The 26,161-nt window shown below is 68.5% G+C and carries 24 protein-coding genes; 14 read left to right on the top strand and 10 right to left on the bottom strand.

Features of this window, described 5'->3' with window-relative positions:
• Nucleotides 1–23: 23 nt before the first annotated feature.
• Nucleotides 24–602 (bottom strand): DUF7090 family protein, encoded by a 579-nt coding sequence (locus V0Z78_RS00815; RefSeq protein ID WP_336342720.1) that lies wholly within the window; start codon nt 600–602, stop codon nt 24–26.
• Between the two features lie 141 nt (nt 603–743).
• Between V0Z78_RS00815 and V0Z78_RS00810 the strand changes: the two genes are divergently transcribed.
• From V0Z78_RS00810 to V0Z78_RS00800, 3 genes are all read left to right on the top strand, one after another.
• Entirely contained in the window at nt 744–1,316 is a 573-nt protein-coding gene (locus V0Z78_RS00810) for a magnesium transporter (protein WP_336342719.1), read from the top strand.
• 125 nt (nt 1,317–1,441) lie between these two features.
• On the top strand, nt 1,442–1,957 hold the full coding sequence (locus V0Z78_RS00805) for a magnesium transporter (RefSeq protein WP_409338708.1): 516 nt from the start codon (nt 1,442–1,444) through the stop codon (nt 1,955–1,957).
• Nucleotides 1,958–1,997: 40 nt separating this feature from the next.
• Nucleotides 1,998–2,678 carry a class I SAM-dependent methyltransferase gene (locus V0Z78_RS00800; protein WP_336342717.1) on the top strand — a complete coding sequence of 227 codons (681 nt, stop codon included), beginning with the start codon at nt 1,998–2,000 and terminating at the stop codon, nt 2,676–2,678.
• Nucleotides 2,679–2,883: 205 nt separating this feature from the next.
• Here the strand turns inward: V0Z78_RS00800 and V0Z78_RS00795 are convergent, their stop codons facing one another.
• The 3 genes from V0Z78_RS00795 to V0Z78_RS00785 form a co-directional block, all read right to left on the bottom strand.
• A complete protein-coding gene (locus V0Z78_RS00795; protein ID WP_336342716.1) occupies nt 2,884–4,422 on the bottom strand; it encodes a stage II sporulation protein M in 1,539 nt (512 codons plus the stop codon).
• Nucleotides 4,423–4,567: 145 nt separating this feature from the next.
• The gene (locus V0Z78_RS00790) at nt 4,568–5,329 is read right to left on the bottom strand and encodes a sulfite exporter TauE/SafE family protein (RefSeq protein ID WP_336342715.1); all 762 of its coding nucleotides are present in this window, start codon (nt 5,327–5,329) and stop codon (nt 4,568–4,570) included.
• Nucleotides 5,330–5,514: 185 nt separating this feature from the next.
• The gene (locus V0Z78_RS00785; RefSeq protein ID WP_336342714.1) at nt 5,515–5,955 is read right to left on the bottom strand and encodes an ester cyclase; all 441 of its coding nucleotides are present in this window, start codon (nt 5,953–5,955) and stop codon (nt 5,515–5,517) included.
• A gap of 137 nt (nt 5,956–6,092) precedes the next feature.
• Between V0Z78_RS00785 and uvrB the strand changes: the two genes are divergently transcribed.
• A complete protein-coding gene (gene uvrB, locus V0Z78_RS00780) occupies nt 6,093–8,147 on the top strand; it encodes an excinuclease ABC subunit UvrB (RefSeq protein WP_336342713.1) in 2,055 nt (684 codons plus the stop codon).
• A gap of 20 nt (nt 8,148–8,167) precedes the next feature.
• Here the strand turns inward: uvrB and V0Z78_RS00775 are convergent, their stop codons facing one another.
• Together V0Z78_RS00775 and V0Z78_RS00770 are read right to left on the bottom strand one after the other, a co-directional pair.
• On the bottom strand, nt 8,168–9,511 hold the full coding sequence (locus V0Z78_RS00775) for a cobyrinic acid a,c-diamide synthase (RefSeq protein ID WP_336342712.1): 1,344 nt from the start codon (nt 9,509–9,511) through the stop codon (nt 8,168–8,170).
• Entirely contained in the window at nt 9,508–10,512 is a 1,005-nt protein-coding gene (locus tag V0Z78_RS00770) for a nicotinate-nucleotide--dimethylbenzimidazole phosphoribosyltransferase (protein WP_409338657.1), read from the bottom strand. Before V0Z78_RS00770 ends, V0Z78_RS00775 begins: the two co-directional genes overlap by 4 nt.
• Nucleotides 10,513–10,815: 303 nt before the next feature.
• Between V0Z78_RS00770 and V0Z78_RS00765 the strand changes: the two genes are divergently transcribed.
• On the top strand, nt 10,816–11,610 hold the full coding sequence (locus V0Z78_RS00765) for a CbiX/SirB N-terminal domain-containing protein (protein WP_336342711.1): 795 nt from the start codon (nt 10,816–10,818) through the stop codon (nt 11,608–11,610).
• A 10-nt stretch (nt 11,611–11,620) separates the two neighbouring features.
• On the opposite strand, the gene V0Z78_RS00760 is transcribed toward V0Z78_RS00765, so the two are convergent.
• Genes V0Z78_RS00760 through cobN form a run of 3 tightly spaced genes read right to left on the bottom strand, consistent with a single transcriptional unit; the run spans nt 11,621 to nt 17,161 of the window.
• Nucleotides 11,621–12,511, bottom strand: coding sequence for a cobalt-precorrin-7 (C(5))-methyltransferase (locus tag V0Z78_RS00760; RefSeq protein WP_336342710.1), 891 nt, complete (start codon nt 12,509–12,511; stop codon nt 11,621–11,623).
• Complete coding sequence (locus V0Z78_RS00755) at nt 12,508–13,224, bottom strand: precorrin-8X methylmutase (RefSeq protein WP_336342709.1); 717 nt, start codon at nt 13,222–13,224, stop codon at nt 12,508–12,510. The genes V0Z78_RS00760 and V0Z78_RS00755 overlap by 4 nt, the downstream gene beginning before the upstream one ends.
• Nucleotides 13,214–17,161: a cobaltochelatase subunit CobN gene (gene cobN / locus V0Z78_RS00750; RefSeq protein WP_336342708.1), complete on the bottom strand. Its 3,948-nt coding sequence runs from the start codon at nt 17,159–17,161 to the stop codon at nt 13,214–13,216. Before cobN ends, V0Z78_RS00755 begins: the two co-directional genes overlap by 11 nt.
• A 34-nt stretch (nt 17,162–17,195) precedes the next feature.
• On the opposite strand from cobN, the gene V0Z78_RS00745 reads away from it, so the two are divergent.
• Genes V0Z78_RS00745 through V0Z78_RS00730 form a run of 4 tightly spaced genes read left to right on the top strand, consistent with a single transcriptional unit; the run spans nt 17,196 to nt 20,701 of the window.
• The gene (locus V0Z78_RS00745; protein WP_336342707.1) at nt 17,196–19,385 is read left to right on the top strand and encodes a VWA domain-containing protein; all 2,190 of its coding nucleotides are present in this window, start codon (nt 17,196–17,198) and stop codon (nt 19,383–19,385) included.
• 50 nt (nt 19,386–19,435) lie between these two features.
• Nucleotides 19,436–19,621 carry a CbtB domain-containing protein gene (locus V0Z78_RS00740; RefSeq protein WP_336342706.1) on the top strand — a complete coding sequence of 62 codons (186 nt, stop codon included), beginning with the start codon at nt 19,436–19,438 and terminating at the stop codon, nt 19,619–19,621.
• Between the two features lie 3 nt (nt 19,622–19,624).
• Nucleotides 19,625–20,347, top strand: a complete 723-nt coding sequence (locus tag V0Z78_RS00735) for a CbtA family protein (RefSeq protein WP_336342705.1) — start codon at nt 19,625–19,627, stop codon at nt 20,345–20,347.
• A gap of 3 nt (nt 20,348–20,350) precedes the next feature.
• Nucleotides 20,351–20,701: a (2Fe-2S) ferredoxin domain-containing protein gene (locus V0Z78_RS00730; protein WP_336342704.1), complete on the top strand. Its 351-nt coding sequence runs from the start codon at nt 20,351–20,353 to the stop codon at nt 20,699–20,701.
• 98 nt (nt 20,702–20,799) lie between these two features.
• Here V0Z78_RS00730 and V0Z78_RS00725 read toward each other — a convergent pair whose 3' ends face one another.
• On the bottom strand, nt 20,800–21,621 hold the full coding sequence (locus V0Z78_RS00725; protein WP_336342703.1) for a DUF7839 domain-containing protein: 822 nt from the start codon (nt 21,619–21,621) through the stop codon (nt 20,800–20,802).
• Nucleotides 21,622–21,770: 149 nt separating this feature from the next.
• Between V0Z78_RS00725 and cbiT the strand changes: the two genes are divergently transcribed.
• The 5 genes from cbiT to V0Z78_RS00700 are packed head-to-tail and all read left to right on the top strand — an operon-like array spanning nt 21,771 to nt 26,154.
• On the top strand, nt 21,771–22,343 hold the full coding sequence (gene cbiT / locus V0Z78_RS00720; protein WP_336342702.1) for a precorrin-6Y C5,15-methyltransferase (decarboxylating) subunit CbiT: 573 nt from the start codon (nt 21,771–21,773) through the stop codon (nt 22,341–22,343).
• Entirely contained in the window at nt 22,340–23,350 is a 1,011-nt protein-coding gene (locus tag V0Z78_RS18925) for a cobalt-factor II C(20)-methyltransferase (RefSeq protein ID WP_409338656.1), read from the top strand. Before cbiT ends, V0Z78_RS18925 begins: the two co-directional genes overlap by 4 nt.
• A complete protein-coding gene (locus V0Z78_RS00710) occupies nt 23,347–24,309 on the top strand; it encodes a cobalt-precorrin-4/precorrin-4 C(11)-methyltransferase (RefSeq protein WP_336342701.1) in 963 nt (320 codons plus the stop codon). The genes V0Z78_RS18925 and V0Z78_RS00710 overlap by 4 nt, the downstream gene beginning before the upstream one ends.
• A gap of 2 nt (nt 24,310–24,311) precedes the next feature.
• A complete protein-coding gene (cbiG, locus tag V0Z78_RS00705) occupies nt 24,312–25,295 on the top strand; it encodes a cobalt-precorrin 5A hydrolase (protein ID WP_336342700.1) in 984 nt (327 codons plus the stop codon).
• A gap of 1 nt (nt 25,296) precedes the next feature.
• Nucleotides 25,297–26,154, top strand: coding sequence for a precorrin-3B C(17)-methyltransferase (locus V0Z78_RS00700; RefSeq protein ID WP_336342699.1), 858 nt, complete (start codon nt 25,297–25,299; stop codon nt 26,152–26,154).
• Nucleotides 26,155–26,161: the final 7 nt, after the last annotated feature.

Genomic DNA, 26,161 nt, shown 5'->3' with positions numbered 1-26,161 from the left:
TCGACCGGTCGACGCCCGATCGATCAGAACTCGCAAGTGACCTCGCCGTCGGCGTCCAGGTCGACGACGCCCGCGAACAGCTCACGGAAGCGCTCGACGGTCTCCTCGTCGTGGACCTCCGCCGAGAGGTGGAACAGCCCGACCGCGTCGTACTCCTCGAGCAGCGAGAGCAGTTCGACCATCGCGTCGTAGACGTCGTCCTCGTCGGCGTAGTAGATGAGCTCGGTGACCGAGTCGACCGTCAACCTGGTCTTACCGTCGTGGGCCTCGAGAAAGCTGCGCGTCTGCTCGAGGATCCCGTTCAGGTCGTGGGGGGCGGAGACGTAGTGGATGTTCTCGCCGCTTCGTCGGCCGTAGCCCCGCTCGACCGAGAGCGTATCGAGGATCTCCGCGCACGACTCGTCGACGTCGTAGTACTCGAGTTTCTGTCTGACCTCGCGGGCGGTGGTTCGCGTGGAGATCACCAGGAACCGGTCGGTGTCGGTCGCGAGGAACTCGGTGTCGATCCGGTCGGTCTCACCCGTGCTCGGATGCAACAGCAGGACGCCGGTCCCGCCCGGAATCGTCTCGGGGGCCCCTTCGATCGCCAGCGCGTAGTCCATACGATGGGGAGCCCGCGAATCGACTTAAGCGTGGGTGGATCCACCGGAGACCAGGAATCTCTCTGGCGATCGCCCTGGACGACCCGACCGGCTCGGCTCCCGAGCGGTTTTTGTAGCGACGTCGAGTCGTAGCGAACGAGAATGGCGACCCACGATTCGGCGCGGGAGATCTATCGCGGCGCGCTTCCGGCCATCGTCGTCAGCCTCGTCGCCGGCCTGTTCGCGGGGACCATCCTCGGCAGCGAGTCGATGCGGGCGGGCATCCAGAGCGTCCCCGGCCTGCTCCTGTTGCTGCCGGCGTTTCTCGCGACCCGCGGCGGCGTCTACGGCTCGTTGGGTGCGCGCCTCTCGAGCGGCCTCTATCAGGGGGTGATCGAACCCCGGTTCGAGCTCGACGAGCGGGTGGCCCACGCCATCCTCGCCTCCTTCATCAACGGAATGACGGTCTCGGTGTTCATCGCGGTCGTGGCCTTCCTCGTCCTCCTGGCGTTCGGGGAGGGGGGAAGCCTGCTCCAGCTGGTCGGCATCATGCTCATCGCGGGCTTTCTGAGCGCGCTCCTCATGCTCTCGGTTCTCGTGACCGTCGTGTTCGTCGGCTATCGACGGGGACTCGACCCCGACAACCTCGTCGGTCCGATCGTCACCACGCTCGGCGACGTCTTCGGCGTGCTCTTCCTGCTGGTCGGCGTCCGGATCGTGGGGTGGCTGATGTGAGTTTCTTCGGCGACGACCTCTCGGGCATGAGCGAACGGCTCGCGGCCCTCTACGAGGTCCTGACCGGCGACGCTCGGGACGACGACCCGCTCGGCGACTGGGCTGCGAGGTCGATCGTCACGACGATGCTCCCCCTCTTGATGGCTCTGTCGCTGCTCCAGATGGTCTCCGGCTCCGTCCTCGAGACGTTCGAGGAGACGCTGCTCGTCTACCCCTCGCTGCTCGTGCTGGTGCCGGTCCAGATCGGCACCGCCGGCAACCTGGCGTCGATCATGTGCGCGCGTCTCTCGACCCAGTTCCACCTGGGGACGTTCGAGCTCCACCCCTCGAACCCGGACGTGCGCGCGAACGTCGGCGCGGTGCTCGCCCTCGCGCTCACCATCTTCTCGCTCGTCGGAGTCGCGGCGTGGGCGATCGGGCGCGTGCTCGGGGGAAGCCTCGCGTTCTGGCAGGTGTTCGCCATCTCGATGCTCAGCGGGCTGGCGCTCGCCCTGCTCGTGATCACGCTCAGCCTCGTCTCGGTCACGGCGTCGTTCCGCCTCGGCTACGACCCCGACGACACCACCATCCCGATCGTCACCAACGTCTGTGACGTCGTCGGCGTGCTCATCCTCTTCGCCGTGACGAGGCTCGTGCTGTAGCATTCGAACGCGTTTTGTCGTCGCCGACCGACCTCTCCCCATGAGCGTTCGCGAGGAGTTCGACGACTGGGCCGCCGAGGGCCGCGATAGGGGGATGGAGGAGCGCCACTGGCACACCGCCAAACACGCGCTCGCGCGGATGCCGATCGAGGAGGGCGAGACGGTCCTCGACCTGGGCACCGGCAGCGGCTACGCGCTCCGGGCGCTTCGCGACACGAAGGGCGCGGGCCGAGGCTACGGGCTCGACGGCGCCCCCGAGATGGTCCACAACGCTCGCTCGTACACCGAGAGCCCGGAGATCGCCTACCTGGTCGCCGACTTCGACGAACTCCCCTTTGCCGACGACTCGGTCGATCACGCCTGGAGCATGGAGGCGTTCTACTACGCGGAGGACCCCCACCACACCCTTGAGGAGCTCGCGCGCGTGATCCGTCCCGGGGGGACGTTCTTCTGTGCCGTGAACTACTACGAGGAGAACGTCCACTCGCACGACTGGCAGGAGCGGATCTCGGTGCCGATGACCCGCTGGTCGCGCGGGGAGTACCGCGAGGCGTTCCGGGAGGCGGGGCTTCACGTCGCCTCCCAGGACAACGTCCCCGACCGGGAGGTCGAGATCCCCGAGGAGAGCGAGTTCCCGACCGAGGAGTGGGAGACCCGTCGAGAGATGGTCGAACGCTACCGCACGTACGGCACCCTTCTGACGGTGGGCGTCGTTCCGTAGCCACCGCCGTCGCGTTCCACCGGAAACGCAACCCGCTGTGATGGCCCCGAGATCCGCCGGTCCACCGGAGCGCGTTCCGCCGTCGAAACCGACGGACTGAAACGGGGTCATCGGCAATCGTCGCGGCCGAAATATCTTTCATCCACGAACCAGTCAGTGAGAGAGAATTCGTGGCTCGTTCACAACCCCTTCGTTTCGCCTGGAACTACACCAACCAGCCGGCGATCCGGGGGGTGAGGAAGGCCTCGACGAACGCGGCGATCACGAAGAGCATCGCGAGGCCGACGAGCACCCAGAAGGCGGTCCGTAGCTCCGCGGCGAGCGCCGCGTCGTCGACTCGGCCACGGGCGCGCCGCCAACCGACGCGCGCGAGGTGGAGACCGAGCGCTCCCGATATCGCGAGCGCGGGCACCTCGAGCAGTGCGTGAGGGACGACGAGCGCGGCGACGAGCAGGAGGTCGTCGCTCAGTCCCGAGACCAGACCGACCACGACGCCGTTGAACAGCAGGTTCACGACGGTCGGGAGCCCGAGCGCGAGTCCCGCGTACGACTGGCCGACGGCGACCAGCCAGTTGTTCGCCGCGATCAGCGCGAAGGTCCCGATCGGGATCGAGCCGAACGCCCCGGCAGGGTCCTGGGGCGGAGACGTTCCGATGGCGAACCCGGCGACGGCGTAGTAGCCCCCCAGAACGCCGACGCCGAACAGCGCGAGGCTCAGCGCGCTCAGTCCGGGCGTTCGCCTGGTGAACGACCACAGCGTTCCGAGACTCGTCCGCCAGGCGTCGCGAGCGCGGGCAGCGACGGGCCGTCGAGTACCCGACAGCAGCGGGTCGGGATCGATCCGCGCGCCCTCGGCGTAGACGGCCGTCTTGAGCAGGCCGAGAAACGGCGCCACGATCAGCAGTGCCAGCACGCTCGCGACCTGCGCGCCGCCGAGCACCGCGAGGACGGCACCCAGCAGGCCGAGTGCCGTCGAGACGCCGATCGCGACGGCGACGTAGACGGCGAACGCGCCGGGGCGGCGGCGGACGAACCCCACGCCGGCCTTCAGTCCGGAGAGCGTCCCCCGGTCGTCGATCACGATCGCCTGCGGGGCGAAGAGGAAGACGGCGGCGATCACCACCACCGAGAGCAGCCAGATCGGGGCGAGCAGCGCGGCGACGGCCGCGACCAGCAGTCCGATCCCCCCGTCCGCGGCGTAGATCGCGCCCGCGACGAGGACGACGAGTCCGTAGACAGCCGTCACGAGTAGGTAGAGGCCGTACTCGAGGAGCCGGAGGCCGACGAACGGCCGGGCGTCGCGGATCGCCCCCGCGACGCCCGCCTCGAGCGGGGCCCGACCCTGGAGGGCGGCGTAGACCGTGTGGACCTGTCCGGCGCGGATCGTCGCGTCGACGAGGACGAACGCGATCAGTCCGAGCAGCGCCGAGAGCACGAGCACAGCGATTACGCCCGGGGTGAGCAGGTTCGAGACCGCGGCCTCGAGCCCGCCGACGGGCGCGGTCCCGGCATCGATCGCCTCCGGCTCGCTCAGGGCGATCGCGTCGCTCTCCCGAAGCGCGTCCTCGAGAGCGGCGATCCGACCGTCCGCGCGCAACAGTAGGTAGACGACGAACAGTCCCACGAAGGGGATCGTCCGAGCGACCGTACCGGCACCCTGGCCGATCAGGTAGGCCGGCAGGATCGACGCCGGACGTTCGACCAGCGTCGAGATGGCGGCGTCGAGCGCGTCGGTGACCTTCATCCGTCGAACGATTCGTCGTCCGCCTGATAACGGTTGCGACGGCCGGAACGCGGCCACGAGCGTCGATCCATCCGTCCTACCCGCGACTCCCGGAGCCGGCGCTCGCCCCCGGCGTGGCACGCGAACCGGATCGCCCACGTCGCCCTCAGATCACGAGCGAGGCCGCGAGCCCCAGCAGGACGACCCCCAGCGCAAGCTTCAGCCGGTCGGTGGCGATCTGGTGGGCGAGCCACCAGCCGAGGGTAACGCCTCCGAGGTAGGCAGCCGTGACGAGGAAGACCAGCGGGGTGACGACCGCGCCGAGCAGCAGGTAGTTGACCGTCGTGAACAGCGCGGTGAACACGACGACGACCTGCGTGATCGCGATCGTCGCGAGCATGGGGACGCCGACGAGCACGAGTGCGGGTGCCGAGAGCGCCGCGCCGCCGATGCCCAACAGCCCGCCGAAGACGCCGATCACCAGCCCGATGCCGACGAACGCGACGAGGTCGAGCCCCTCGCGTCCGAGATCGAAGCGGGGTTCGAGGTCGCGGTACTCCCGGTAGAGGATGTTGCAACCGACCGCCGCGAGCAGCGCGGCCAGGATCAGCCCGTAGAGCTCCCGTGAGAGGTAGGCGTTGGCCTGGACGCCGAGCCACGTGCCGGCGGCGGCCGCGGCGCTGACGACGCCCGCGACCCGCCAGTCGATCTCGCCGGAACGCGCGTAGACGAGACTCCCCAGCACCGCGCCGACGGTGAACGTCGCGCTCGAGGTGCCCGCGACCTGGGCGCTCGAGAGCGAGGTCAGCAGGTAGAGCCCCGTGACGATGAGGATTCCGCCGGGGCCGATCGTGGCGACGATGATTCCGCCGAGAAAGGAGAGCAACGTGAGGGCGAGGAGGATTTCGGCGCCGAACGCGAAACTCACTGGTTCGGGCTACTCGACCCGTCCCGTTGAGGGTTCCCCTTGCAGTCGAACCCCACGGTGCGTATCAGCTGGACGGCCGGAACGGACGCCGCGCGTCGGTGCCCGCTTCTCAGTCGTCCCTCGAGCGAGTAGATCGCCCATCGTACGAGCCCCGGAAACCGTGTAAACGCCGGTCAGAGGCTACGCTATGCGACGGGCGATTCGACCGCACCGAGTTGTCGAAACAGCCCGTGTATGTCGGGTTGGAGCCACCGTTCGGCGATCTTACCGCCTTCGATACGCGTGAAGACCATGTTCTGGATCTCGAACTCCCGGCCGGTCGGCTCGATTTCCATGAACTCCCCCTCCTGGGTACCCCGGAGCGTAACGCGCATGGCGACCGTATCCCCTTCGGCGACGATGTCCTCGACCGTCGCCGAGAAATCGGGGAACGCGGCGAGGAACCGATTGAAATCCGCTCGGAGCGCCGCTACTCCCCGAGAATCCCCGTAGGGAGCGTGTTCGACGGCGTCTTCAGCGAACACCTCGTCGGTCAGATCGAGATTCCGTTTCGTGGCGATCTCCTCAGGGACCCGACGAGCGATCCGCTTGTTCTCTTCAGCATGGGCGTGTGTTCGTGTAGCCATACCTAGGGATACGCTAGCAACGGCGATAAACCACTCGTGATATCAATAGAAGACGAGGACGTGATCTCGTCTCTCAAACGGGTCACGTTCGCCGTACAGGCGAGCGGGTCAAGTGCCTCGAACCCCTCTCTCCTCCGATGAGCGACGCACACTCGGGCCCGCTCCAGCCCGACACGCCGGAGGCCGAGAAGCCCTTCAGGGTCGACGCGCCCTTCGAGCCCGCTGGCGACCAGCCCGAGGCGATCGAACAGCTCGTCGAGGGCTACGAGAACGGCGCGACGCGCCAGACGCTGCTCGGCGTGACGGGGTCGGGCAAGACCAACACCGTGAGCTGGGCGATCGAGGAGCTCCAGCAGCCGACGCTGGTGATCGCCCACAACAAGACGCTCGCCGCCCAGCTCTACGAGGAGTTCAGGAACCTCTTTCCGGACAACGCCGTCGAGTACTTCGTCTCCTACTACGACTACTACCAGCCCGAGGCGTACGTCGAGCAGAGCGACACCTACATCGACAAGGACGCCTCGATCAACGACGAGATCGATCGGCTGCGCCACTCCGCGACCCGCTCGCTGCTCACGCGCGACGACGTGATCGTCGTCGCCTCGGTGTCGGCCATTTACGGTCTCGGTGACCCGCGGAACTACGTCGACATGAGCCTGCGGCTCGAGCGCGGCGAGGAGATCGACCGCGACGAGCTCCTGAAGCGCCTCGTGGACCTGAACTACGAACGAAACGACGTCGACTTCACCCAGGGGACCTTCCGCGTGCGAGGCGACACCGTCGAGATCTTCCCGATGTACGGCCGCTACGCCGTCCGCGTGGAGTTCTGGGGCGACGAGATAGACAAACTGAGCAAGCTCGATCCGCTCGAGGGCGAGCTCAAGAGCGAGGAGCCCGCCGTGCTCGTCCACCCCGCGGAGCACTACTCGATCCCCGAGTCCCGCCTCCAGAGCGCGATCACCGAGATCGAGGACGATCTGGAGAAGCGGATCCGCTACTTCGAGCGCAACGGCGACATGCTCGCGGCCCAGCGAATCGAGGAGCGGACCACCTTCGACCTGGAAATGCTCCGCGAGACGGGCTACTGCTCGGGGATCGAGAACTACTCGCTCTACTTCTCGGACCGCGAGTCGGGCGATCCACCGTTCACCCTGCTCGATTACTTCCCCGACGACTTCCTCACGGTGATCGACGAGTCCCACCAGACGATCCCGCAGATCAAGGGCCAGTACGCGGGCGATAAGTCGCGAAAGGACTCGCTGGTCGAGAACGGCTTCCGTCTGCCGACCGCGTACGACAACCGCCCGCTCACCTTCGAGGAGTTCGAGGAGCGCGTCGACCGCCGGCTGTACGTGAGCGCGACGCCGGGCGACTACGAGCGCGAGACCAGCGATCAGGTGGTCGAGCAGATCGTTCGACCGACCCACCTGGTCGACCCCGCCGTCGAGGTCGAGAGCGCCGAGGGCCAGATCGACGATCTGATGGCCCGGATCGACGAGCGCATCGAGCGCGACGAACGAACGCTCGTGACTACGCTCACGAAACGGATGGCCGAGGACCTCACCGAGTACCTCGAGAACGCGGGCGTCGCGGTCGAGTACATGCACGACGAGACCGACACCCTCGAACGCCACGAACTCATCCGCGGCCTTCGATTAGGGGAGTTCGACGTCCTCGTGGGCATCAACCTGCTGCGGGAGGGGCTCGACATCCCCGAGGTCTCTCTAGTTGCGATCCTCGACGCCGACCAGCAGGGGTTCCTGCGCTCTCGCACCACCCTCATCCAGACGATGGGGCGTGCGGCGAGAAACGTCGAGGGCGAGGTCGTCCTCTACGCCGACGAGACGACCGACGCCATGAGCGAGGCGATCGAGGAGACCCGGCGGCGCCGCGAGATCCAGCGCGAGTTCAACGAGGAGCACGGCAACACGCCGACGACGATCGAGAAGGCGGTCGGCGAGACCAACCTCCCGGGGAGCAAGACCGACACCGGCGGCGTGACCGGCGACGCCCCCGAGGACGCGGAGGCCGCCCGCGAGCAGATCGAGGCGCTCGAGGAACGGATGAACGAGGCCGCGGGCAACCTCGAGTTCGAACTCGCGGCGGACATCCGCGACCGGATCCGCGAACTGCGCGAGGAGTTCGACGCCGTCGACGAGGGCGTCGTCCCCGAACCCGAAGCCGAGTTCTGAGCCGCCGGGATCCTCGCCCGTTACAGCGAGTCGAGAAACGCGTCGAACGCCCCGCTCTCGGGGTGGACGTGACAGTACGTTCCGAGCGCCCGGTGTTCGGTCAGGCCGTCGTGTTCGCCGTCGATCCCGTCACCTCGCTCCATCTCGAAGGCGAAACGGGCGTCCCCGTCGACCTCGGCGTTCGAGTAGTGGAACTCGTGGCCCCGGAGCGACTCGCCGGCGCCCGCGGTGAGCGTCCCCTCCTCCGAACGTAGTTCGACGTGGTCGAGCGCCTGGTACCGCTCGCACATTCGCACCTCGGCGGGGAGCACGCCGGCCATCGAGTGGGTCTCGTCCTCGACGGTCGTGAGCGACTCCGCGAGCGCCATCAGCCCGCCGCACTCGCCGAGGACCGGAAGTCCGTCGCTCGCCCGTTCGGCCAACTGGGAGAGCGCGGGCGACTCCGAGAGCGCCTCGGCGTGAAGTTCGGGATAGCCCCCGGGGAGGTAGACCGCGTCGCAGTCGGGGACCGCGTCGTCCGCGACCGGCGAGAACGTCACGAGCTCGGCACGTTCCTCGAGACGCTCGATCGTCGCCGGGTAGTAGAAGCAGAACGCGGCGTCCCGGGCGATCGCGACGCGCTTTCCGGTCTCCTCTCCCTGGGACCGGTCCTCCGCCGCTCGCGGCGGCGTGCGGGCGATCTTGAGCAGTCGGTCGACCCGGACGTGCTCGCTCGCAGCGTCGAGCGCCTCCTCCGCGAGCGGCGCCTCCCCACCCATCTCCAGGCCGAGATGGCGATCGGGGATCTCGAGTCGGTGGTCGGGCGGGATCCGTCCGAAGTACTCCATTCCCTCGGAAAGCGCCTCCCGAATGCCCCGTTCGTGTCGCCCGCCGTGGGCGCGCTGGGCGAGGATGCCGGCGACCTCGACATCGCGACCGGCGTGCTCGGCGTAGCGCCGAAAGCCGAGCGCGGTCGCGGCGACGCTCTCCATGCCGGCCTTCGCGTCGACGACGAGCACGACGGGCAGGTCGAGCGCCTCGGCGACCATCGCGGTACTGGAACCGTCGCCGTCGTACAGCCCCATTACCCCCTCGACGACGCAGACTGCGGGGGACGACGTCCCCCGGGAAGACGGGTGAGACCCGTCGACGCTCTCGCCGCGGTGGTAGTTCCGCAGAATTCCCTCCTCGCCCTGGAGCCAGAGGTCGAGCGTTCTCGACGGTCGGCCGGCGACCTGCCGATGATGGCTCGGATCGATGAAGTCGGGGCCGGCCTTCGCGGGCTGGACCGCGTGGCCCGCCCGATCGAGCGCGCGGATGACGGCGAGGGTGGCGACCGTCTTGCCGACGCCCGAGGCCGTCCCCCCGAGGACGAACCCCCTCACGGCTGCGGTTTCTCCGTCTTCGTCACCCGGTCGTACACCGTCACGATCCGTTCGCGGACCTCGGCCATCGAGACGTCTTCGCGCTCGGCGAGGAGAAGTGCCCCGCCCATGCCGACGCCCTCCTTCGCCTCCCCGGCGACGTATGCGGCCATCGCCGGATGCTCCTGCCCTCTGAACCCGGGATCCGTCACCCGGAGGTCGAGGTCGAGATCCGACGCCAAGCCCTCGATTCCGGCGCTCTCGTCCCCGGCGACGAACGAGGTGGTCGCGAGCGTCACCGGCACCTCGACGCCCGCGTGACGCGCGAGCGCCGCTGCCGCCGCCAGCTGGGTGCCGCCGCCCAGGGTCACCTCGACTCCGGCGGCGGTCGCGCCGACGATCAGCCCGGCGACCGCCGCCAATACCGGGTCTCCGACGCGCCGAACGGCCTCGACCGGATTGCCTGCGGCGTCGCCGACCTCGAGGCCGCTCGCCGCCAGCGCCTCCCTGACCACCCGCCGCTTGAGCGCGAGCGGGTTCTCCGGGAGTGATGAGGAGACGGCGGCGCGCTCGCCGAGCGCCCGGAGCACGGCCATGGCGGTGGTCGTCCCGCCCGGGATCGTCTCGCCGATCAACAGCGCCGAGTCGGGGAGGCTCCGGGCGAACTCCCGCGCGGATTCGAACAGTTCGCCGGCGTTCGCGACCGGCTCCTCCTCGCGGACATCCCTACCCGGTCCGTCGCCGAGATCGACCGTCGGCGCCGCGCTCGACCGCGCGAGTCCCGCGCCGAGCGGGGTCACGTCGAACCCCACCAGTTCGCGGACGGCGCGGGTCACGACCGCCGGCGTCGGACAGCCCGACGGGCTCACCGGGACGGCCGGCGCGAGCGTAACGTCGCCGTACTCGAGGATTTCCAGATCGGCGCTCGGCGTGTGGAGCATCGCGTCGCGGTTCGCCCCCGCGGCACTGATCCCGTCGATCCCCGCGGTCAGCGTGGATCCGCCGACCACCACCAGCCTCATTCGCCGCTCCTCGGAGCGGACTTCGATCGATCGACCGTCCACTCCACGATCTCTAGACCGGGCGCCTCGTTTCCGAACATCGTTGTACCGTCTCTAGCACAAGCGTACTTTAGTTAGTCGGTAGATCCACATATCGGCCGGTTCGTGCGGGGCTGGCGGTCGGCCGTCGGCCTCGCCGTCGCTACCGGTTCCCGTCGAATCGAGCGGATTCTGAGGCCATCCCAAGATATATGCTACTCTCTGACGAACCGTCTACAACTCCACTTGGCTTAAGTAAAGTCAATTTGTGGATTCGGAGGGACCATGACAGGCGACGCACTCACGCTCATCGGTCGGGAAGGTACACAGGACACGGAAACGCTGCGAACGCATGCCGCACGCCTCGAGGACCGTGGTGTCGTCGACGCGGTCCACGTCGCGACCTACGCGGAGGAACCGGTCCGCGAGCTTCGAGGTCGGCTCGAGTCGATCGACGCGGACCGAACGTTCGTACTTCCGGCCTGTATCGCTCACTCCCACGAGACGATCGACGCGGTTCCCGCCGCGCTCTCGTATCTCGACTCGGAGGTTCGCTACTGCGAGCCGATCGGTCGGAGTCCGACGCTCACCGCCCTGATCATGGAACGGGCAGCGAACCTCGTCGATTCCGAGGGAACGACGCTCGTCCTCATCGGACTGGGCAGCAGCTCGCTGCCGTATCACCGGCAGACGGCGGAGTATCACGCGGCTCGAATCCGGGAACGATCGAACCACGCGGACGTCGTCACCTGCTATCTCCTCCAGAACCCCGCCGTGGAGTGTGCCCGGTACAACGTCCACACGGAGCGTGCCGTGGCGGTACCGCTGTTCCTGACGCGGAACGGGACGACGGACGAGCGGATCCCCGAGAAGCTCGAACTCGATCGCGGCGGCATCGCCCTCGCCGATCCGTTCGGCAGGGACCGGCGGGTGACCGACGCGATCCACGCGGAGATCGAACGACAGCGGACCCTCGCTGGGGAGGAGGAAGACGCCGACGGGTCCCTCGCGACGTTCGAGGGGTCGCCGGCCGGAAGCCGCCAGCCCGTCGCGACCGACGGAGAAGGGGAGTACCGCTGAGAGATCGTCCTTACTCGACACCGACGCGGACGACCAGCACGGAGAGATCGGAGAAGGGGCTGCTCTCCCGATCGGATCCGCCCGAGTGAGCCGCGAGTTCGCCGAGCGACGTCCGGGTGATTGTCTCGTTCTCGTGGGTCAGCCGCTCGAGAACCAGCGCCTCGAGATCCGCCGACGCGCCCGCCTCGAGGAGGTGATCGGCGACGTCGCCGGGCATCCAGTCGAACGGCCGCGGGAGCACGAGTAGGTGGCGCTCGCCGACGGCCTCGACCAACCTCGCGAGATCCTCCGTGACGTCGCCGCTCTTGTGTAGCGTTACGAACCGGGCGTCCTCCATCGGCGTTCGGGCGCGGCTCGCGGCCATCTGCAGCGAGGAGATGCCGGGAATGACGCGTACCGGCCGACCGCTGGTTCCGGTCTCGTCACGTCCTCGGAATCGTGACGCTGATTCTGCCTCTACGGTACGTCTCTCGACGGCGTCCTGAACCTTGCCGACGAACTGGTAGCCCGAGTGGTTGGGATCCCCCATCAACACCGCGGTGGCGCGCTCGCCGGCGGCGGCGCGCTCCGCGAACCGTTCGAGCGTCTCGCGTTCGTCGCGATAGCCACACGTTAGCAGGTCGGCGTCGGTCAGGTCGGCGACGAACTCGACGACGGTCTCGAAGCCGACGACCACGTCGGCCTCCCGGATCGCCCGTTCACCTCGAGGGGTCAGGTAGTCGAGGTTCCCGGGGCCGATGCCGACCGCGTATACGGGATCGGCCGGATCGATCGGCTCCGGTCTCGAGGCCGCGACGGTCGCCGGGTCCGGCCCCGAATCGAGGTCGTATTCCGAGTCCGGACCGTCAGCGTCGGCGTCCGTGTCGGTCTCAGCGTCGTGATCACCGCCGGTCTCGCTCACAGTTCGACCTCGCCGTTTCTCGCGTCCGTCGCGACGTGGATCAGCTCGTTCGTCAGCGCCGCCGCCAGCCCGCTGCCGCCCCGCCGACCCACGTTCGTGATCGCGGGCACGCCGTGTTCCGCACTCACCTCGCGGACGCGCTCGCGGCTCTCGACCGCCTTCACGAAGCCGACCGGGGTGGCGACGACGACCGCGGGTCGGGTGCCCTGTTCGATACAGTCGGCGAGCGCGAGCGCCGCGGTCGGCGCGTTCCCGACGACCGCGATCGAGCCGTCGTAGACCCCCTGCCTGTCGAGTTCGAGCACCGAGGCCGCGGTTCGTGTCATCCCCGTCTCCGCGGCGAGTTCGGCGCCGTTGCTGATCGCCTTTCGCGTCTCGCAGTCGTGTCCCCGGTTCGTGATTCCCGCCTTCGCCATCGTGATGTCGGTGACGATCGGCCGTTCGTCGAGGACGGCGCGCGCGCCGGAGCGAACCGGCTCGGCCTCGTCCCCCCCGGGATCCGTAAACCGCAGCAGGTGTTGGAACTCGATGTCGCCCGTCGAGTGGACCGCCTTCTGACGGACGCGATCGGCGAGCGTCCCGTCGGGGACGAACTGCCGGACGATCTCCATGCTCGTCTCGGCGATCTCCATGGCGTTCTCGGTCGTCGCGCCGAGGTCGGCGTACTCCTCGAACTCGTCGTCGTCCGTAGCGCCGGTCGCGTCAGTCGTCATCGCCGGTCACCTCGCTCTCGTCTTCGCCCCCGGCGGGCCGCAGGTCGATCTCGTCGGCATCGCGCGAGGTCCGTTCCTCAAGGTCGCCGTCGACGCTCAGGTTGAGGTCCTGGAGGCGCTCACGCGTCGTCTCGTCCGCGTCCCAGAGATCGCGGTCGATCGCCTCGAGCAGCGTGTCGGTGATCGACTCGAGCGCCCAGGGGTTGACCTCGCGCATCCACGCCTGGCGATCCTCGTCGAACGCGAACTTCTCCGCGACCTCCTCCCAGAGTGTATCGCTCACCACGCCGGTCGTGGCGTCCCACCCGAGCGTCACGTCGACGGTCGAGGAGAGGTCGCCGGCGCCCTTGTAGCCGTGTTCCTCCATCGACTCCAGCCACCGTGGGTTGAGTACGCGTGCGCGCATCGCCTTGCGGACCTTCTCCTCGTTGGTGTAGACGTCGACGTTGTCGGGATCCGATGAGTCGCCGACGTAGGAGGCGGGCTCCTCTCCGGCGACCTTCGTGACCGCGGAGATGAACCCGCCATGGAACGCGTACCAGTCAGAGGAGTCGAACTCGTCCTGCTCCATCGTGTCCTCGATCTTCACCGTGGCCTCCACCCCTGAGAGCCGTCGCTCGAAGGCGTCGTGGGCCTCGCTGACCTTTCCACGCGAGCCCATCGCGTAGCCGCCCCACTGGACGTACACCTCAGCGAGATCCCCTCTATCGCTCCAGTTACCCTCGTCGACGGCCTTGTTGGTGCCGGCACCGTAGCCGCCCGGACGGGTCGTGAACACGCGGTGTCTCGCGGCATCTTCGGCGTTCGAGGCGTCCATTCCCTCCTCCTGGAGGCGCTCCGCCTCCTCCTCGACGTGTTTCTTTACGTAGTTCATCCCGTGGGGCTCGTCGAGATCGACTACGCAGTCGACGGCGTCGTGGATCACGCCCGCTGCGGCGGGGAAGGCGTCGCGGAACAGCCCCGAGACGCGCGTCGTGACGTCGATTCTCGGTCGTCCGAGCTCCTCCAGCGGGATCGGTTCGACGTCGTCGATCCGGCCGGCGTCGGTCCAGGTAGGGGAAACGCCCATGAGCGCGAGCACCTGGGCGATCGTCTCGCCGCGCGTGCGCACGGTCGGGGTGCCCCATGCGACGACCCCGATCTCCTCGGGATACTCGCCCTCCTCGTCGTGGTGTCGCTCGGCCACGCCATCGGCCACCTCCCGTCCCACCCGCCAAGCCGATTTGGCGGGCACCTTCCGGGGATCGAGCGTGTAGAAGTTCCGCGCCGTCGGCAGGAGGTCGACGCCGCCACGGGTCGGCGCGCCCGATCCGCCGGGGGGAACGTACTCGCCGGCGAGCGCGTCGGCCGTCCGGGGGATCTCCGCCTCGGCACCGGCGACGCGCGGTGCGGCCTCTTCACAGATGTAGGCCAGCGCCTCGCGGAGCCGGTCGTGAGCGCCGCGTTTCGCGCGTGCATCGCCGAGCGTGTCGATATCCACGACCAGCAGGTTCATGTTCACCTCGTCGCCTACCTCGCCCTCAAGCTCCGATTCGGGGACGTCGAAGCCGTGTCGGGCGAGCTCCTCGACCAGCTCGATGCTCGTCTCGTGGACCTCGTCCGCGGCCTCGGCATAGGTCATCCCCAGGGTCTCGTCGTACTCGCCTGGCGCCTCGAGCATGCGCTCGTAGTCCACCCCTAGAACGCCCGCGACGCTCTCACGAAGGCTCGGCGCACCGGGGTTCTCGAGCCGGGTGAGCGCCACGAGGTACTCCACCAGCCGATCGTCCGACGGGGGCTCGCCCATCGTGTGCAGCCCGAGGCGGATCTGGGTCGTCTTCACGTCGGTGACGTACTCGTGGATCCGCTCGATCAGTTCTTCGATGTCCACGTCGTCGCCGGCCACTTCGCCTTCGGCGAGCGTCGAGCCGGCCTCGTCGGGGCCCCTGACGTCCGCCTTCTCGTCGATCTCGCCCGCGATGCCGAGCTCGACGGCGAGGTCGAGCTCGTCGACCGTCGCGCGGATCAGCTCCTCCAGGTGCTCGCCGTCGTCCGCGCGGGCGTCCTCCATGCCCGCCTCGCGGTACTGGCTCGCGAGCTCCTCGAGTTCGCTTATCTCGTCGTAGGTGCCGGCGTTCGCCATCACTGGCGTGAGGTAGTCGACGATCGCCGCGTACGACCGGCGCTTGGCCTGTGTCCCCTCGCCGGGGTTGTTGACGATGTAGGGGTAGACGTTCGGGAGGTCGTCGATCAGCGCGTCGGGCGCGCTCTCGCCGTTCAGCCCGACCGTCTTGCCGGGCAGCCATTCCAGGCTGCCGTGGGTGCCCAGGTGGACGACCGCGTCGGCCTCGAACTCCTCGCGGAGCCACGCGTAGAAGGCGTAGTAGTCGTGGGGCGGCTGGAGGTCGGAGTCGTGGTACACCTTCGAGGGGTCCATCCCGAACCCGCGGGGGGGCTGGACCGTCACGAGGACGTTGCCGAACTCGACTCCGGGGATCGCGAACGGGCGCTTGGGGGGATCGCCCCACTCCTCGATCACGTTCTCCCGGAAGCGCTCGTCGGCCCCGCCGAACCACTCGCGATACCGTCCCGAAGAAACGACGTCGACGCTCCGATCGCGGACGTCCTCAGGGGCGACCCAGCGATCGTCGAGCGTGAGCTGTGAGGTGAGCGTCTCGATCACCTCCTGGCCGCCCTCGGGCATCCGCCCGCCCATGTCGTATCCGCGCCGTGCGAGCTCCTCGAGCAGGTTCACGGTGCTCTCGGGCGAATCGAGGCCGAACGCCGTGCCGATCCCGTCGTCGCTCGGCGGGTAGTTGTGTAGCACGACCGCGACCCGTTTCTCCTCGTTCGGCGTGTGGCGCAGTTCGGTCCAGTTCACCGCCAGCCGGGCGGCGTGATCGACGCGATCCTCGATCGGGAAGTGCTGTTTCGGTGCGCTGCCGATGCCCGCCGCGTCGTCGGTTCGTTCCTTCCCCGAGATGGGGTGGGTGATCACGTTGCCGTCGAACTCGGGAAGCGCGACCGAGAGCGCGAGCTCGAAGCCCATCACGCCGGTGTCCGAGGACTCGTAGCGCGAGCGCGAGCGCATCGTCGTGATGGTCTGGATGACGGGTACGCCAAGCCGGTCGAGGAAGACCTCCTCGGCGCCCTCGCCCTCGTCGCTCGCGCTTCGGCCCCGTTCGTCCATCGACAGCGAGAACATGAACGACGAACAGACCGCGTCGACGATCGGCTCGCCCGCCTCGAGCAGCCAGTTGTCGACGACCCACTCGGCGTCCTCCTGCTCGTCGGTGTCGGTCGCCGGGTTACAGAACACCGGCAGCGCGTCGGCACCCTGGGCCTCGATCGCCCGGACCAGCGCGTCGACGTACCGGGTGTTCTCGTGGGTCCAGTGGGACTCGTAGAACCAGACGCCGACGGTCGGCGTCCCGGGATCGAGCGTCGCACGCAGCTCCTCGTAGCTCGCGCCGGGATGATCGGGATGGTAGACCCCCTCCGTGGGCAGGGCGACGGGGTCGTCGTACTCCCTCGATTCCTCGCCGTACTCGTCGACCAGGTATCTGACGAGGTTCGCGAGGTTCGCGGTCCCGCCCCGATCGAGGTACCCGTAGACGGTCTCGCGGTCGTTCTCGGGGACGCTCGTGTCCTCGAAGGCGAAGGCGTCGCCGGTGGCCTTCACGATCAGCGGGATCCCCGCCTCGCGGACGCGCTCGACGGCGTGCTCGTAGCCGGGCATGCTGTCCTCGGCGCCGTGGAGCCAGAAGACCGCCGCTGCGGCCGGCTCGGCTCCCCGTTCGTGTTCGCCGACGATCCCGTCGACGAACGCGTCGGTGTCCTCGAGGTCGTCGAGGTCGCCCTCCGAGCGCACCGTCAGGTCGGTCTCGACCTCCTCGGCGGCACGTTGGATGGCTCCCAGCTCGTTCTCGGTCGCGGTGTAGATGGCGATCCGTGGCATAACGTTGTTAAACCTCTATTGCGCTAATACAAGTATGGTTGACTTAGCGAGCGACAAAAAGCTATCGCCCACCGGGAGCGGACTGGAGTTCGGCGCGGTCGTCGGCCAGGAGGAACTGAAGGAGGCGTTGCTGGCCGTCGCGGCGAACGACGCACTCTCCGGACTGCTGATCCAGGGCGAGAAGGGGACGGCGAAGTCGACCACCGTTCGCGGGCTCGTCGATCTGCTGCCGGACCAGCGGGTGGTCGCGGACTGTCCCTTCGGCTGTTCGCCGGACGATCCCGACGGGCAGTGTAGCGACTGTCGTGACCGTGAGCAGCCGCCCGTCGAGACGCGACCGGTCCCGCTGGTCACCCTCCCCTTGGGTGCGACGCGCGAACGCGTCGTCGGCACGCTCTCGGTCACCGACGCGCTCGACGGCCACACGGAGTTCGATCCCGGGCTTCTCGCACGCGCGCACCGTGGCGTCCTCTACGTCGACGAGGTGAACCTGCTCGACGACCACCTGGTGGACGTGCTGCTCGACGCCGCCGCGAGCGGCGTCAACCGCGTCGAGCGCGACGGCGTCAGCGTCTCCCATCCCGCCGAGTTCACGCTCATCGGGACGATGAACCCCGAGGAGGGCGACCTCCGACCGCAGCTTCGCGACCGGTTCGCGCTTCAGGCTACCGTCGAGGGAAGCGCCGACCTCGACGAGCGCGTGACGATCATCGATCGCGCGCTGGACGCCGATGGGTGTCGTGCCGACGGGACGGAGGCGACCGAACGCTCGCGCGACCGGCTTCTCACCGCGCGCACCCGGCTCGAAGAGGTGGTGCTCCCCGCCGAGTTCAGGCGGGAGATCGCCGAACTGTGTCGTGACGCCGGCGTCGACGGTCACCGGGCGGACATCGCTACCGCTCGGGGGGCCCGGACGTTCGCCGCGCTCGATGACCGGCCGAAGGTGCTCGAGTCCGACGTCCGCCGGGCCGCGGCGTTGGCCCTCCCCCACCGGCTGCAGTCGCGACCGTTCGAGGACGCGCCGGATCCGGAGGACGTGCTCGACGACCATTTCGACGACGAAACGGACGAGGGGAGCGAAGGGACGGTGGAGGACGGCGAAGCCGAGGACGACTCGCGATCCGATCCGGGCGAGAACGATCCGACCGAGGGGGGAGAGGAGGACGGCGAACGGGAGGACACGGATCCTGCGGCTGATCATCAGGAAGGCGAGCGTGACGATGGCGATTCCGCGAGGAACGACGAGGAAGACGGTGGGACCGACGGCTCCGACCAACCGCCCTCGATGCCGTCGACGGGAAACACGGGCGACGACCGGGGTAGCGAAGACGGAAACGGAGACGGACGCGGAGACGACGACGGCGGCGGAGGATCGGACGATACGGACGAGGAGGCGACGCCCTTGATCCCCGGGCAGGCGAACGCCGGGATCGCCGACGCGGCGGTCCCGGAGATCGATCCGACCGGCCCCGATCGAGCACCGAACGGCGATGACGGGGCGATCGGCGGATCACGGGCACGTACGGCGCCGTCGGCCGGCGGGACCGGAGCGCGGGTCCGTACCGAACACGCGGGACCGGACGACTCGATCGACGCGGCAGCCTCCGTTCGGGCGGCGGCGAGCCGCGGCAGCGACCGCGTCGAGTCCCGGGATCTCCGCCGTTCGGTGCGGACGAACGATCGATCGGCGCTCGTCGTGTTCGCGCTCGACGCCAGCGCGTCGATGCGCGGCCCGATGCGTGCGGCGAAAGGGGTCGTCATGGAACTGTTGCAGGACGCCTACGAGCAGCGCGACGAGGTGGGCGTCGTCGCCTTCGCCGGCGAGGAGGGCGAGGTTCTTCTACCCCCGACCGACAGCGTCACCAGGGCCGCACGTCACCTGAAGGAGCTCCCGACGGCCGATCGGACGCCGCTGCCCGCGGGACTGCGGACCGCCGCCGAGGTGCTCGAGCGCGCCGATCCCGCCGTCGGCGTCGTCGTTCTGGTCACCGACGGCCGCGCGAACGCGGGTACTGGAAGCCCGACCGCGGAGACCCGCCGGGCGGCGCGGCGACTGGCCGCGCTCGACGCACACGTCGTCGTCGTCGATACGGGGGATCCGGACGACAGGGCGACGTTGACGGAGGAGGTCGTCCGAACCACCGACGGCGAGCGCGTGGCGCTCTCGGCGCTCTCCGCCGAAGGGATCGAGGCGGCGGTAGCCGATGCCCGCGAGCGAACGTGAACGGCGCAACTTTTACAATCTAGCTTGCTTTTTAGCAAAGTAGAGTTTCAATGACGGAGACCGACACCGTTCGCAACCGGATCGGACGCGCGAAGACCGACGTGACGCCGGCGATGGCCGCCGCGGCCCTCCTCATGGCCGCCGCACTCGGGTTCACGCTGCTGTTTCTCCAGGACCCGATGGCTCACGACGCGATGCACGGCTTTCGCCACGCCGCGGGCATCACCTGCCACTGATCGATGATCGTCGACTCGTTCAAGCGGGGGATCGCCGCCGGCATCGTCGCCGGACTCGCCTACGGATCGTTCCTGGCGCTCGTCGGCAACCCGTTGGTCGAGTACCTGGAGCACGCTGGCCACGGTCACGGACACGAGCACGGACCGGCAGCCGTCTCGGAGCTGACGGCGGCGGTCGTGAGCGTCGGCAGCGGCGTCCTGTGGGGAGTCCTGCTCGGGGCGGCGTTCGGCGTCGCCTACTACCTCTTCGAGCCGTCGTTGCCCGGCGCCGGCACGACGAAGGCGTACGTCCTCGCCGGCGCCGGCTTCCTCACCGTGTCGGGCGCTCCGTGGCTCGCGCTCCCGCCGGTCGCTCCGGGCACCGAACAGGCGCTCGCGACCGACGTTCGGCTGGTCGTCTACGGCGTGATGATGGCGTTCGGCGCGACGATCTGTGTGCTCTCGGTCGGGCTGTACCGATACGTCCGCGACGAACACGATACGTCCGTCGCCGCCGGGATCGCTGCCGTGCCGTTCGCGCTCTGTGCGATCCCGATCGTTCTCGGCCCGACCACCGTGTCCGGCGGATCGGGGGGGCTCGCGATCGCGTTTCGGTGGCTCGTCGTCCTGGGGCAGGTCGCGCTCTGGACGATCATCGCCGCCGTCTACGGAGGGCTCGATCGACGGGCCGACGGGACTACCCCATCGCTGGACGATCTCGATGACGAGCTGACGGCGGGTGCCTAAGCGATGCGTCGACGCACCGCCGAGCAGCGCGACCGAGGGCTCACCTGGGTGCTCGTCTGTACGAACGACCGCTCCTCGGAGCACGCCTGTTGTGCCGATGCAGGCGGAAGAGCGGTCCTCTCCGAGGTGAAGTCGTGGCTCCGCGAACGCGACCTGTTCTGGTCGCGGGCGGCGGTCGTCGAGACCGCCTGTCTCGGTCTCTGTAGCGAGAACGGCACCGCGGTCGCGTTCCAACCCCGCGACGAGTGGTACTCCGACGTCAGCCCGGAGGACGTCGAACGGCTGCTCGCCCGGGAGTTCGAGGTCGAACTGGACGGCTCCGAGGAGGGCGGCGCTGCGGTCGCTCGAGAATGAGGGGTCGGAAACGGGACCCGTCCTCCCCGCCTACCGATACGTAACCGTCAGAACCGCTCTCTCGCTCGTTCTCGTCCTCCTGTCGCTCCTCCCCGACGCTATTCTTCGGCCGCGTCGATGACCTCGTAGCCGATGTTCTGCTCGTGGAGTTCGTCGGTGTGCGCCGAGACCCGGTCGGCGACCGCGACGAGCAGGACGTCGAGACCCTTCGTGGCCGCCTCCTGGACCGCGAGCGGGGTCCCGAACCGGACGTCCGGCTCGAGCTCCGCAGCACGAACCGCCGCGAGCGCCTCGGTCCCGGCCGCCGCGAGCAGGTCGTGCGCTTCCACGCGATCGACGAGGGTGGTCAGATCGACGGCCGCGCTCCCGCCGTTCTCGACCGTCGGCACGGAGACGGCCGTCACCGACCCCAGTTCGTAGTCGAGCACGCCTTTGAACTCCGTGATGCCGACGTCCCGTCCCTCCTCGGCGTCCGTAACCGCCACCGCCGTCGCGCCTTCGCCCTCGCCGGGCGTCGCCCGGAGAACGCCGCCGTGCATCGAGAGCGTCACCGTCTCGCCCTCCTCGATCACCCCGGTCGCGAGGGCGGTCTCGATCTCGACCTGGCCGATGACGCTCTCGGAGACGTGCTCGATGAACCCGCGAAGCTCGTCGGTCTGGGAGATGAGCCAGTCGACGCCCTCCTTGCTCACCTCGTAGCGTCCGCGGCCGTGTTTCCGAACGAAACCCTGTTTGACCAGGTCCTGCAGGTAGTCGCTCACCGCCTGGGCGGTGATGCCGATGGCGTCGGCGATCTCCTGTTGGCTGACCGCCGGCTGGCGTTCGGCGATCTGAACCAGGATCTGATAGCGCGTGGCGTCCCGTTTGTTCTTGAGGACGCTCGAACCCCCGCTCCCGGCCCCGTTCGCGTTCTCTGCCATCGGTTCCCGGTCGGCAGCGGGTACTCAAGTATTTTCGGTCTAATACCGCTTCAGTTGGAATCGTTCCGGCTTTCGTCGGAACGGCCACAACTCCACTTTCGCTAAAACAACCAAAATTGTTTTATGCGCTACCGGACTTGTTATCGGTGATGTCCCGCGTAGCGCTACCCCACGATGCGAAGGCGGGCCCGACGAAGCCGGAGGTCAGGGCCGTCCTCCTCGATAAGCTGGATCTGCGGACGACGGACCACTTCGCGGAGGTCGGCTCGTGTACCGGCGCCGTCACCATCGAGGCGGCGCGGCGTGCCGGGCGGGTGACGGCGCTCGAACGCAAGCCCGAGCGCCTCGAGGTCACGCGCGAGAACCTCTCGGCCAACGAGACCACGGCGGCGGTCGAGCTCCGTGAGGCGGAAGCCCCCGACGGCCTCCCTGAGGACGCCGACGCGCTGTTCCTCGGCGGCAGCCGCAACTACGAGGCCGTGCTCGACCACGCCGTCGAGACGGGGATCGATCGCGTGATCATGAACGTCTCGCGGCTCGAGGTCGCCGGCCGGGCGACCGAGGCGTTCCGCGAGCGCGACCTGCTCGAGGGAGTCGTCCAGTTCCAGGTGAGCCACGGTTACGAGCTCGCCGGCGCGACGAGCTTCGACTCGGAGAACCCGGTGTACATGCTGATCGGCGGTGCGGGCCCGGACGTGGCCGCCGACGGGGGCCGACGATGACCCTCTACGGCGTCGGGCTCGGCCCCGGTGATCCGGGGCTCATCACCGTACGTGGGAAGCGCGCGCTCGACCGCGCCGACGTGGTCTACTCGCCCGGCCGGCTCTCGCGCTCCGTCGCGCTCGAACACGTCCCCGAGGAACGGATCGGTGATCTCGACTTCCCGATGACGACCGACGAGGAGGAGCTCCGGCGCGCCTGGAAGGAGGCTGCCGCGGAGATCGCGCCGAACGCGCGGGAGGGCGACGTCGCGTTCGTCACGCTGGGCGATCCCAACGTCTACTCGACGTTCGGCCACCTCCGGCGCACGCTCGAGGCGTTCCATCCCGACGTCGCGCTCGAACTCGTTCCCGGCGTCAGCGCCGTCACCGCGTTCACGACCGCGCTCGGGGTCGAGATCGACGCCGGCGCCGGACTCGCGCTTCGGGAGGCCGCCCGCGGCGCCTCGCCGACCGGCCCCGATCGGATGGTGCTGTTCAAGGTGACGGACGCGCCCGCGACCCACGAGGGGCTGGTCGAGGCGGGCTACGACGTCAGGTACGGACGTCGCCTCTACATGGAACAGGGCGAGACGGCCGTCACCACGGATCCCGAGGAGATCGCCGATCGGGACTACTACACCCTCGCGTACGCGGAGAAACGGGGACTGGAGAAGGAGCGAGCGACCGCGGCGTTCCAGACCGACGGTAACGGCCCGGAGGCGAGGGCGGACGGCGTCGGGACGGCCGAGACCGACGGCGGTGAGCGAAGCGAAGCTTCGCGATCCTCGCCGGGGCTTCGATCCGGCGACGGTGAGTCGAGCCAAGTCGACGGAAATCGAAGATTTCCGGACCGTCAGAAGACGACGTCTTCTGAGACGAGGCGAACGTCGGAGGACGAGCGGAGCGAGTCTTCCGGCAGCGAACGATCCTCGGTGGAGTCTCGCTCCACCGGCGGGACACGAATCGAGCGCATCGAGGGCTGTGAGCACGGCGACTGCGCTCACGGTCACGGGGGTGAGAACGCGTGAGCGATTCCGGGAACGAAAACGACCCGCAGGCCGCCATCGACGCGGCTGGCGAACGCCGACTCGCCGAGCGCGAGCGTGACTCCCGTGTCTACGAGCACAGCGCGGGCGACGACCAGGAGGGGATCCCCTTCATCGGTGCCGGCCCGGGCGATCCGCGGCTGCTGACGGTCGCGGGCAGGGAGCTCGTCGAGACGGCCGATCTCGTGGTACACGCGGGATCGCTGGTCAACAGCGAACTGCTCGATCGATACTGTGCGGACGCCAGAACGGTCAGCTCGATCGGGAAGGATCTCGAGGAGCTCGTCCCGTTGATGCACGAGGCCTACGAGGACGGCGATCGGGTCGTCCGACTCCACAGCGGCGACCCCGCGATCTACGGCGCCGCGCTCGAACAGATGGACGCCCTCGAAGGGGAGGGCGTCCCCACCTACTTCGTCCCCGGCGTCACCTCGGCGTTCGCGGCCAGCGCAACCCTCAGAACCCAGCTGACGCTCAACGAGGTGGCGAACCACGTGGCGTTCACCCGTCCACAGGGCAAGACCCTGAGCGCCGAGGAGGACCACATCGGCGAGTTCGTCGGGATGGGTGACGTGACGACCTGTATCTACCTCGGTACCCACGCCGTGAGCGAGACGATGGACCGGCTGCTCGCCGATGGCCACGATCCCGACACGCCGGTCGCGGTCGTCTATCACGCCTCCTGGCCGGACGAGGACGTCATCGAGGGAACCATCGGGACGATCGGCGAGCGCGTGGAGGAGGCGGGCTACCGCGCCTCCGCGATGGTGATCATCGGTGACGCCGCGACGGGTGCGGGCTACGAGCGCTCCTATCTCTACGGCGACTGGGCGAGCCGCGGATCGAACGAGGACGGGAAGAGCGAGGGAAGCGAGGCCGACGGGACGGACGCCGACCCCGCGGCCGAGACGAGCGAGGCGGAGACGGAGGCCGACGACTGACAATGAGCACCGACACGGATACCGAGAACGACGCCACGAGCGGGTCGAACAGCTGCAAAGCACCCGACAACGACGGCGAGGTCGCGGAGGAGATCGCCATCGTCGCCTTCGAGCGCAAGATGGAGACGGCCGAGGAGATCGTCGAGGGGATCGGCGATCGTTACGAACGGATCGAGATCCTCGAGTATCACGGCGACGTCTTCGCCGAGCACTGGGGCGAGTACGACTGCTTCGTCGGGTTGATGGCGAGCGGCATCGCGATGCGAAAGACCGCTCCGCTGCTCGACGACAAGTGGGACGACCCCGCGATCTGCGTCGTCGATGAGGAGCTCACGTGGGCGATCCCCATCACGGGGGGCCACCACGGCGCGAACCAGGTCGCCGACGACCTGGCGTCGATGGGCGCGGTGCCCGCGATGACCACCGCGAGCGAGGCGGCCGACAAACAGGGCGTCGAGAAACAGGCCAAAGCGCTGGACGCTCACGTCGTCAACGGCGATTCAACCGTGGCGACCAACCTCGCCGTGCTCGACGACGAGCTCGGTCCCGTAGAGCGCCTCGACGGACCGAAGGCGGTGTTGGTCGGCGACGACGTCACCGTGTTGAAACGCAACGAGGAGGACGGCATCGTCCTCGGAACGGGGAGCGTCTCCGGCGCCCGCAAGGAGCAGTTCCTCGCGGCGTGGAATCGGGCGCTCGAGGAAGCGGAGAGGGAGTGGACCGACGTGGAGTTCGTCGCCACGGGCACTCGTAAAGAGGAGGAGGAGGGTCTGCTCGAGGCCGCCGCGGAGAAGGGGCTGGGCGTGATCTCGCTGACCAAGGCGGACCTCGAGCGGTTCGAGGGTCCGACCCCCTCGCGATCGAAGGAGCTGATCGGCTGGCCGGGCATCTCCGAGGCGAGCGCGATCGCCGCCGGCCGCGATCACGAACTGCTCGTCGAGAAGCTGAGCCACGAGGACAGCGTCACCGTGGCGGTGGGGCGATAACATGAGCGCGATTGACGACGATGACTCCGAGCTCGGCACGCTCTACGTCGTCGGGATCGGCCCCGGACTGCCGGGCGAGATGACACAACGCGCGAAGGACGTGATCCGCAACGCCGACTGCGTGATCGCCTCGAACCTCTATCAGGAGTTCCTCCGGCACGACGGCACCCTGCCGCCGGAGGACGCGGTGGCCGACGGGGGCACTACGGCCACGGCGTCGCCGGGTCGCGACCAGGAGGTGGTCCGCTCGACGATGGGCCGCCAGATCGAACTCGCTCGCGAGGCCTTCGAGCGGGTTCGCGACGGCGAGGACGTCGCGCACGTCTCGGGGGGCGATCCGAACGTCTACGGTAAGAGCGACCTCCTGTTCGTGATGGCCCGGGCGGAGGAGGCCCACGAGATCCCCATCGAGATCGTCCCCGGGGTGACGGCGGCATTGGGCGGTGCGGCCAACCTCGGTGCACCCCTCTCGAACGACTTCTGTACGATCTCGCTCTCGGACAAGTGGCGCGGCTGGGCGGAGATCGAGGAGAAGCTTCGCGCGGCGGCGATCAGCGGGTTCGTGATCGTCCTCTACAACTGCTGGCGCAACTACGAGCGGGCGGTCGGGATCGTCCGCGAGGAACGAAGCGACGACGTCCCGGTGGCGATCTTCAACGACGCCTGTCGGGGCGACGCCGGGCGCAACGGCGAGGACCGGACGATCACGACGCTCGGCGAGGCCACCGAACACGACGACGAGGTCTCCGGGATGGGCACCTCGCTGCTGATCGGTACCCACGAGACCGAGGTCTGGGAGAACGACTACGAACGCTTTCTCGTCACCCCGCGCGGCGGGCGTGACGTCGACGACTTCTAACATCACG

It is taken from the genome of Halalkalicoccus sp. CG83, assembly GCF_037081715.1.
GTDB lineage: Archaea > Halobacteriota > Halobacteria > Halobacteriales > Halalkalicoccaceae > Halalkalicoccus > Halalkalicoccus ordinarius.
The sequence above is the reverse complement of the archived record's forward strand: the minus strand, read 5'-3'. Positions and strand labels throughout refer to the sequence as shown.

Bases quoted from the DNA above. Each gene is read 5' to 3' on its own strand.
- V0Z78_RS00745 (WP_336342707.1), top strand. From the start codon at position 17,196: ATGGTTGACTTAGCGAGCGACAAAAAGCTATCGCCCACCGGGAGCGGA.
- V0Z78_RS18925 (WP_409338656.1), top strand. From the start codon at position 22,340: ATGACCCTCTACGGCGTCGGGCTCGGCCCCGGTGATCCGGGGCTCATC.
- cbiT (WP_336342702.1), top strand. From the start codon at position 21,771: ATGTCCCGCGTAGCGCTACCCCACGATGCGAAGGCGGGCCCGACGAAG.
- uvrB (WP_336342713.1), top strand. From the start codon at position 6,093: ATGAGCGACGCACACTCGGGCCCGCTCCAGCCCGACACGCCGGAGGCC.
- V0Z78_RS00765 (WP_336342711.1), top strand. From the start codon at position 10,816: ATGACAGGCGACGCACTCACGCTCATCGGTCGGGAAGGTACACAGGAC.
- V0Z78_RS00810 (WP_336342719.1), top strand. From the start codon at position 744: ATGGCGACCCACGATTCGGCGCGGGAGATCTATCGCGGCGCGCTTCCG.
- V0Z78_RS00730 (WP_336342704.1), top strand. From the start codon at position 20,351: ATGCGTCGACGCACCGCCGAGCAGCGCGACCGAGGGCTCACCTGGGTG.
- V0Z78_RS00795 (WP_336342716.1), bottom strand. From the start codon at position 4,422: ATGAAGGTCACCGACGCGCTCGACGCCGCCATCTCGACGCTGGTCGAA.
- V0Z78_RS00805 (WP_409338708.1), top strand. From the start codon at position 1,442: ATGCTCCCCCTCTTGATGGCTCTGTCGCTGCTCCAGATGGTCTCCGGC.
- V0Z78_RS00735 (WP_336342705.1), top strand. From the start codon at position 19,625: ATGATCGTCGACTCGTTCAAGCGGGGGATCGCCGCCGGCATCGTCGCC.
- V0Z78_RS00755 (WP_336342709.1), bottom strand. From the start codon at position 13,224: ATGACGACTGACGCGACCGGCGCTACGGACGACGACGAGTTCGAGGAG.
- V0Z78_RS00785 (WP_336342714.1), bottom strand. From the start codon at position 5,955: ATGGCTACACGAACACACGCCCATGCTGAAGAGAACAAGCGGATCGCT.
- V0Z78_RS00700 (WP_336342699.1), top strand. From the start codon at position 25,297: ATGAGCGCGATTGACGACGATGACTCCGAGCTCGGCACGCTCTACGTC.
- cobN (WP_336342708.1), bottom strand. From the start codon at position 17,161: ATGCCACGGATCGCCATCTACACCGCGACCGAGAACGAGCTGGGAGCC.
- V0Z78_RS00770 (WP_409338657.1), bottom strand. From the start codon at position 10,512: ATGAGGCTGGTGGTGGTCGGCGGATCCACGCTGACCGCGGGGATCGAC.
- V0Z78_RS00740 (WP_336342706.1), top strand. From the start codon at position 19,436: ATGACGGAGACCGACACCGTTCGCAACCGGATCGGACGCGCGAAGACC.
- cbiG (WP_336342700.1), top strand. From the start codon at position 24,312: ATGAGCACCGACACGGATACCGAGAACGACGCCACGAGCGGGTCGAAC.
- V0Z78_RS00725 (WP_336342703.1), bottom strand. From the start codon at position 21,621: ATGGCAGAGAACGCGAACGGGGCCGGGAGCGGGGGTTCGAGCGTCCTC.
- V0Z78_RS00800 (WP_336342717.1), top strand. From the start codon at position 1,998: ATGAGCGTTCGCGAGGAGTTCGACGACTGGGCCGCCGAGGGCCGCGAT.
- V0Z78_RS00815 (WP_336342720.1), bottom strand. From the start codon at position 602: ATGGACTACGCGCTGGCGATCGAAGGGGCCCCCGAGACGATTCCGGGC.